The sequence below is a fragment of the Acetobacter papayae JCM 25143 genome (genome assembly GCF_000613285.1).
GTDB lineage: Bacteria > Pseudomonadota > Alphaproteobacteria > Acetobacterales > Acetobacteraceae > Acetobacter > Acetobacter papayae.
In genome coordinates, this window is record NZ_BAIN01000099.1 from 1 (window position 1) to 6,428 (window position 6,428).

Annotated in this window: 5 protein-coding genes and 2 pseudogenes; all 7 read left to right on the forward strand. The window is 66.0% G+C overall.

Going from position 1 to position 6,428, the window contains the following annotated elements:
* Positions 1-478, forward strand: a pseudogene (locus JCM25143_RS14035) (cysteine desulfurase); the annotation flags it as partial.
* On the forward strand, positions 475-1,722 hold the full coding sequence (locus JCM25143_RS14040; RefSeq protein WP_025861673.1) for a cysteine desulfurase family protein: 1,248 nt from the start codon (positions 475-477) through the stop codon (positions 1,720-1,722). The pseudogene JCM25143_RS14035 and the gene JCM25143_RS14040, both read left to right, overlap by 4 nt.
* 45 nt (positions 1,723-1,767) lie before the next feature.
* The gene (locus tag JCM25143_RS14045; RefSeq protein WP_025861675.1) at positions 1,768-2,082 is read left to right on the forward strand and encodes a ferredoxin family 2Fe-2S iron-sulfur cluster binding protein; all 315 of its coding nucleotides are present in this window, start codon (positions 1,768-1,770) and stop codon (positions 2,080-2,082) included.
* Between the two features lie 29 nt (positions 2,083-2,111).
* Positions 2,112-3,230: a tRNA 2-thiouridine(34) synthase MnmA gene (gene mnmA / locus JCM25143_RS14050; protein ID WP_025861676.1), complete on the forward strand. Its 1,119-nt coding sequence runs from the start codon at positions 2,112-2,114 to the stop codon at positions 3,228-3,230.
* Positions 3,223-3,894 (forward strand): glutathione S-transferase, encoded by a 672-nt coding sequence (locus tag JCM25143_RS14055; RefSeq protein ID WP_025861677.1) that lies wholly within the window; start codon positions 3,223-3,225, stop codon positions 3,892-3,894. Before mnmA ends, JCM25143_RS14055 begins: the two co-directional genes overlap by 8 nt.
* Positions 3,895-4,004: 110 nt before the next feature.
* Positions 4,005-5,094 (forward strand): annotated as a pseudogene (locus tag JCM25143_RS19970) (glycosyltransferase family 4 protein).
* 143 nt (positions 5,095-5,237) lie between these two features.
* Positions 5,238-6,428, forward strand: a 1,191-nt coding sequence (locus JCM25143_RS14065) for a protein-disulfide reductase DsbD domain-containing protein (RefSeq protein ID WP_267879972.1), incomplete at its 3' end; no start/stop codon positions are given.

Genomic DNA, 6,428 nt, shown 5'->3' on the forward strand with positions numbered 1-6,428 from the left:
GGCGGACGAGGAACAGGGGCGGCGCGGCGGCACACAGGCCCTGCCCGCCATAGCGGGTATGGCCCGCGCTCTGGAAGAAGCACTGGACACCCCGGCTGACCACGCTCCCCTGCGTGACCGGCTGGAGCAGGCCGCGCGTGATGCCGGGGCTGTCGTGTGTGGTGGCGCAGCCCCCCGGCTGGCCAATACGAGCTGTCTGGCTTTGCCGGGCCTGCGTGCGCAGGGGCAGCTTATGCGGCTTGATCTGGAAGGATTCTGTGTTTCGGCGGGGTCTGCCTGTTCATCGGGCAAGGTGGCCTCCTCGCATGTGCTGGAAGCCATGGGGCTGGAGGAACTGGCAGGGCAGGCCATTCGTGTCTCCCTGCCATGGAATGTCAGGCCGGGTGATGTCGAACGGTTTGCCGCCGCCTATACGCGACTGGCCGCAGGGCGTGCGCAGGGGGCCAGCGCTGTTGCGGTTGCTGGAGGACTGGTGTGAGCACGCTGTATTTCGACCACGCCGCCACCACCCCGTGCGACCCGCGCGTGCGGGCCGTGCTGGCTCATGCGCTGGAGGCGGAAAACGCCAACCCCCATAGCAACGCCCATGCCAGTGGCCGTGCGGCGGCGGACAGGGTGGAGCAGGCGCGGGCCGATGTTGCAGCGCTGATCGGGGCGCAACCGCGCGAGATTGTGTTCACCTCCGGGGCGACCGAGGCCAATAATCTCGCCATCAAGGGGGCTGCACGGCATCTGGCTGCGCGCGGTTCGGAACGGCGGCGGGTGATCACGGTCGCCACTGAACATAAATGTGTGCTGCAAAGCGTGCTGGATCTGGCGCGCGAGGGGTTTGAGCCGGTTATCCTGCCTGTAGGCGCGCAGGGCCAGCTGGACCCGGAACATCTGGCCCGCGCCCTTGAGGTGCCCACCGCACTGGTATCGATTGCTGCGGCCAATAACGAAACCGGGGTGTTGCACGACCTTGCCACGCTCGGGCCGATAGTGGAGGCGGCGGGCGCGCTGCTGCATTCTGATCTGGCGCAGGCGGCAGGCAAGATCGCGCTGGATGTGCGGGGGCTCAATCTGGCTCTGGCTTCCATTTCCGCCCACAAGATGTATGGCCCCAAGGGTGTGGGCGCGCTGTTCATGCGCCACCGCCCCCGCGTGCGGGTAGAGCCACTGTTTTCTGGCGGCGGGCAGGAACGCGGCGCGCGCTCGGGCACATTGCCGGGCTTTCTGCTGGCCGGGTTTGGCGAGGCCAGCCGGATAGCCATGGCAGAGCAGGCGCGCGATGCGCAGCATCTGGCCGAACTCCAGCAGGTGTTTATGACACGGCTGGATGCGGTGCTGCCCGGCTGTGTGCTCAATGCGGCACAGGCCGAACGCCTGCCGGGTATTTTCAGTGTGCGCCTGCCAGAGGGCCTTCGCGCCATGGATGTGCTGGCCGCCATGCCAGACCCCACAGCCCCTGCGGCAAAAGGTGAGCAAAAACAGGCGGATAATGAGGTGGACTGTCTGGAGGCCTCTCTGGGTTCAGCCTGTTCCTCGGCGGAACTGGCGCCGTCTTACGTGCTGGAGGCCATGGGCCTGAGCCGCGATGAGGCCGCAAGGAGCTTGCGTCTGTCCCCCGGACGTTTTACCTCAGCCGCCGAAGCGCTGCGCGCGGCGGACAGCCTCGCACGCGTGGCTGTCCGGGTTCGGGACAGCGGCGTGACCATGAAAGCCGGGGCCAGTGAGCCCTGAGTGCTGGCACGGTCTGTAAAATTCTTACTGGCAGGACGGATACCAATGCCCCAGATGACGTTTGTTGAACAGGACGGGACGGAACACACGGTCGATGCGCCGGTGGGCCTGTCGGTGCTGGAAATCGCCCACAAGCACGATATCGACATTGAAGGCGCGTGCGAAGGCTCGCTGGCCTGTGCCACCTGTCACGTTGTGGTTGATCCCGCCTGGGCCGAAAAACTGTCCACCCCGACTGATGATGAGGAAGATATGCTCGACCTCGCCTTTGGTCTGGAAAAAACATCCCGCCTTGGCTGCCAGATCGTCATGACCGACGCGCTGGACGGCCTGGTGGTGCGTCTGCCCAGCAAGGGCTGAAGAAAGAAAACAGGGGGTAAACAGCGTCCATGCGCGTTCTTGTAGCCATGTCCGGGGGGGTGGACAGTTCCGTGGTGGCCGCCCGCCTGCTGGAGGAAGGCCACGAGGTCGTGGGCGCGACCCTGCAACTGTACGACTCGCGCGCACCTGCCAAAAAAGGGGCGTGCTGCGCTGGGCAGGACATCCGCGATGCGCGAGCCGTGGCCGACAGGCTGGGTTTCCCGCATTATGTGATTGATGCCGAGCAGCGCTTTACCAACAGCGTGATTGAGCGTTTTGCCGATGCCTATGCGCAGGGCGAAACCCCGGTGCCGTGTGTGGCCTGTAATCAGGGCGTGAAATTTACCGACCTGCTGGGCCTTGCGCGCGAAATCGGGGCGCAGGCCATGGCGACCGGCCATTACGTGCGCCGGATCGAAGGGCCGGAGGGGGCTGAACTGCACCGCCCGGTTGATATCGAGCGAGACCAGAGCTGGTTCCTGTTCGCCACCACGCGCGATCAGCTTGAATTCCTGCGCTTTCCGCTGGGTGACATGCCCGACAAGGCCGCAGTCCGCCGCGAGGCGGAACGCTATGGTCTGGTGGTGGCGGGCAAGCCCGACAGTCAGGATCTGTGCTTTGTAACCGATGGCTCCTATGTCGATCTGGTTGAGCGCATGCACCCCGAAATGGCCGGGCCGGGCGAGATTGTGGACCGGCAGGGCCGTGTGGTGGGCCAGCATGAAGGCGTGATGCGCTTTACCGTGGGCCAGAGCAAGCGGCTGGGTAATGCTGCGCGGCTGGAAGGCGAACGCCAGATGGTGGTGGGCGTGGAACCGGCGCATAGGCGGGTGATTATCGGCCCGCGCGCGCAGGCCAGCGTGCAGGCTCTGTCCGTGCGGGATGTGAACTGGCTGGTGGATGCCCCGCCCGAAGGGCTTGTCTGCCGGGTGCAGATGCGCGCACGTGAGGCCCCTCGCCCCGCCCGCGTGGTGCCAACCCCCGATGGCGCGCGCGTGCTGCTGGAAGAACCGGCTATGCCCGCACCCGGTCAGGCCTGTGTGTTCTATCAGGACAGCCGTATTCTTGGGGGTGGGTTTATCCGCCGTGCGGAGCCGCAGGGCGATCAGGACGCGGCGCAGGCCGCAGGAGAAAAAGCACATGGTTGATGGGCGTCTGGTAATCGGCACGCGGCGGTATTCATCATGGTCGCTGCGGGGCTGGCTTTCCGTGCGTCTGGCCGGGCTGGATGTGGATGTGCAGGCCCTGCGTCTGGCCGGTGGCGGTAAGACAGTCGCCCTCAAGACGCTTTCCCCCAATGGCTGCGCACCTTATCTGGAGTATGCGGGTATTGCGGTGTGGGACTCGCTGGCCATTGCCGAATACTGTGCGGAACTGGCTCCGGCCCTGTGGCCGCAGGACCGCGCGGCGCGGGCGCATGCCCGCTCTATTTCAGCGGAAATGCATTCAGGCTTTCGCGCGGTGCGCTCGGCGCTGCCCATGAATCTGGGCCGGGTTAACTGCCCGCTGGCCGCCGGGCTGGATGAGGACACCCAGCGCGATATCGCCCGGATCGATACGATCTGGACCAATACGCGCAACCGGTACGGGGCAGAGGGGCCGTATCTGTTCGGGGCGACTTTCTGCAATGCCGATGTGGCGTTTGCGCCGGTGGTCAGCCGTTTTGCTTCCTATGCCGTGCCGGGCCTGTCCGATGTCTCCCACGCTTATATGCGTGCAGTGCAGGAGCACCCGCTCATGCGTGAATGGGCGGCGGATGCGGCGCAGGAGCCACAGGACTGGCAGCTTGAAATGTACGAATCCCTGCGCTGAACAGCGCGGGGTTTCGGCAGGGGGCCGCCATGGGGGTAATGCACGCGCCGCTTACGGCCGACACCGCGCGGGAGCCGGGGCAGCCAGCAGGTGGACAGGCCCTGCGGGTCATGACGGTGCTCTCCCCGCGTGAGCGGTTTGCACCGGGTGAGTGTGGGGCCATAGGGCTGCTGGTACGGCGTCTGGCCACGCCGGGCGAGGTGGTGGTGGGCACCGCCCCACAGGGCGTCTCGTTTGCCGATGTGGCGTTCAGGCCCGTGCCGCCGGTGTTTTCGTGGCGTGGTGGGCGGGTGCGCTACCGCAAAGGGGTGGCGCGGCTTGTCCGTGAACTCCGCCCCGATCTGGTGGAGGTGCATAACCGCCCTGATCTGGCGCTTGCCCTGCGCCGCCGGTTTCCGGCCCTGCCTGTCGTGCTGGTTCTGCATAACGACCCCTGTACCATGCGCCGGGCGCGCAAGCCTGCCGAGCGCGAGCATCTGGCCCGTGCTGTGGCGGTTGTGGCGGTATCGGAGTGGGTCAGGCAGCGCTTTGTTAGTCAGGGCGTTGGGGGGTGTGTGTCTATCCTGCCCAATAGTCTCGACCTTGAAGCTCTGCCCGAGTCCCTGCCTGCCGCCGAGCGCGAAAACCTTGTGCTATTTGCCGGGCGTGTGGTGGCCGACAAGGGGGCGGATGCGTTCGTGGCCGCCTGCGCCACCCTCCTGCCTCGTTACCCGGAATGGCGGGCGCAGATTCTCGGTGCAGATGATTTTGGTGAGCATACGCGCGAGACGCCGTTTTTGCGGGGTTTGCGCCCGCAGGCACAGGCTGCCGGTGTCGCGCTGGAGGGGTATCGCCCCCATGATGCCGTGCTCAAGGCCATGAGCCGGGCCGCCATTGTGGTTGCCCCCAGCCGCTGGGGCGAGCCGTTTGGCATGGTAGCGCTGGAGGCCATGGGCTGCGGCGCGGCCCTGCTGGTGTCGCCCAATGGTAATCTGCCGAACTGGCCGGACAGGCCGCTCTCTATGCCGACCCGGATTCGCTGCCCGAACTGGTGTCAGCCCTTGAAAGCCTGATGGACGATGTGGCCTGCGCGCGCGTCTGGGCCAAGCGGGGCAGGAGCGCGCCGCTCGTTTTGACTGCCGCACCATGCGCGCTATCCGTGCTGAACTGCATGCCGAGGTTGTGCGTGCATGGCCGGGAAAAGGCCTTTTCAACGCCTGACAACCTCCGGGTGCCAGACCCCGCCTGCACACAATCGCGCAAGGGGGTGGAAAAGCGGGATGCCAGAGGGCGAAGCGGATGTGCTAATCCGGATTCATGGCGTTGTCTGCATCGCCTGATTTTTCGCGTTACGGAATTCATTCATGCTGTTCGTGCCTCTGCCCCGTCTTTGCCGTGCCTTTGTGGTTTTGCAGGTTCTACTGTCTGTTCTGGCGGTTGGCGTGCTGCCGGGCTCTGTCAGGGCGGCGGAAAGCCCGGCGGTCATTACCCCGCACACCATCGCGACACTGATAACCGCAACGGATACGGTGCGGGCTGGCACCGCCCTGCCTGTGGCGCTGCGCCTGCGGCTGCAACCGGGGTGGCATACCTACTGGCGCAATCCGGGTGATGCGGGCGAGCCGGTGGCCGTACGGCTTGTGGCACAGGGCGCGCTGTCAGGGCAGACAGAGACAATCCTGTGGCCCACACCCATACGGATCAGGGCGGCCTCGCTCATGTCTTACGCCTATATGGGCGATGTGGTGCTGCCGTTGTCCCTGCCGCTGGTGGTGCCGCCGGGTGGCGGGGCATCGGGCGATACGGTTGTTGTGCACGCGCATGCAAGCTGGCTGGTGTGCGCGGTTGTGTGTGTGCCCGAGGAGGCAGAGCTGTCGCTGTCCCTGCCGCGTGTTGCGGAAGGGGACGGGCTGGTGAATTCCGCGCAGGCGGGGCTGTTTGCCAGTGCCGCGCGCGCTACACCCGGCCAATCACCCTATCAGGCGGTTATTGGCTCGGATGGTGTCATGCGGCTGAGTGGTGCCGGGCTTTCCGCCAGCACGGTGCGTGCGGCATGGTTCATGGCTGACCAGCCGGGGCTGATCGACCCGGCAGCCCCGCAGAACGAGCGCGTGCAGGATGGCGCGGTGCTGCTGCACCTCAAACCGCTGTCTGATTTTACGCCCGGCCATGATTTGTCCGGTGTTGTGGTGCTGCAAAGCCCGGCAGGGGCGGAGCAGGCGGTAGTCCAGACAGTGCGCCGCGTGGCAGGCCCGGTTGAAGAGGCCGCCAGTGCCGGAGTGGCCAGTACAGCGGCTCGGGCAGCGGGCATAGCTGCACCGGAGGGGGCCGCTACTCCTGCCGGGCAGGCGGGTGGTCAAGGTCTGGCGGATATCATGCGGCTGGCGCTGTTCGGGTTGCTGGGTGGGCTGGTGCTTAACCTCATGCCCTGTGTTTTTCCGGTGCTGGCCATGAAAGCGCTTTCGGTCGCGCGGCTGGGGCGTGCGGGGCGTGCGGCCCAGCTCTGGGGGGGCGCAGGCTACGCGCTGGGCGTTATGGCCACCTTCATGGCGCTG